This window comes from Streptomyces sp. STR69 (assembly GCF_024519455.1).
Classification (GTDB): domain Bacteria; phylum Actinomycetota; class Actinomycetes; order Streptomycetales; family Streptomycetaceae; genus Streptomyces.
This window is the reverse complement of sequence record NZ_JALJRY010000097.1, coordinates 1-653: the sequence shown is the minus strand read 5'-3', so window position 1 is coordinate 653 and position 653 is coordinate 1. Positions and strand designations below refer to the sequence as shown.

Annotated in this window: 1 protein-coding gene; it reads right to left on the bottom strand. The window is 73.8% G+C overall.

Annotated elements, in window-relative coordinates; all coding sequences use genetic code 11:
* Positions 1–653 (bottom strand): hypothetical protein (locus tag OC490_RS49115; protein ID WP_262064563.1); only part of this gene is annotated, 653 nt, incomplete at both ends.

The following is a 653-nucleotide window of genomic DNA, read 5'->3' as shown; positions in this document are numbered from 1 at the left end:
CGAGGGTGTCGGCGAGCAGCGGCAGGAAGGTGTCGCCGACCGGGTGCGCCCACGCGGCCGACCAGTTGCGCACCGCGTGGTCGAGTACGGCCTCCTCGTCGTCGGTGAGGGGGGCGGTGCTGCGGTGGTACCCGGCGATCAGCAGCGAACGACGCTCGTCCGGCGTCATGGCGGCGAGCGTCGGCAGCGCGTTCACCGCACGGAGATAGGCGAACATCCGCCGGTTGCTCGGCACGGCGCCGGCGGGCGGGGTCGGGGCGCCCGGCATCGAAACGGCTTGCAGATAGCGGGTCTGGAGGTCGGCCGGGTCCAGGTCCTCCGCGTGGGTCACGCCCTGAATGCCGTACTGGACCAGCTCGTTGTCGATCTGGGCGGCGGACATGCCCTGCACCGCCCTCGTGAAGTTGCCCACGAGGACGCCCCGAAGCTGGCCGAGCACCTGCGGCGGGAGCGGCCGACTGCCGTCACCGGCCGCCGCCAGCCTGGCCAGCACCAGATCCTGCAACCCCTGCTGCACGGCCCGCAGATGGCCTGATCCCCGGTTCGCCGTCTGCGGGTGGGCCGTCAGCGTGGCGAGGGTCTGCCGTACGTCGTCGGGCCGGGCGAGCCAGGCGGCGGTGCCCGCGGCGATGGCCGGAGCGGCCTGCCGCAGG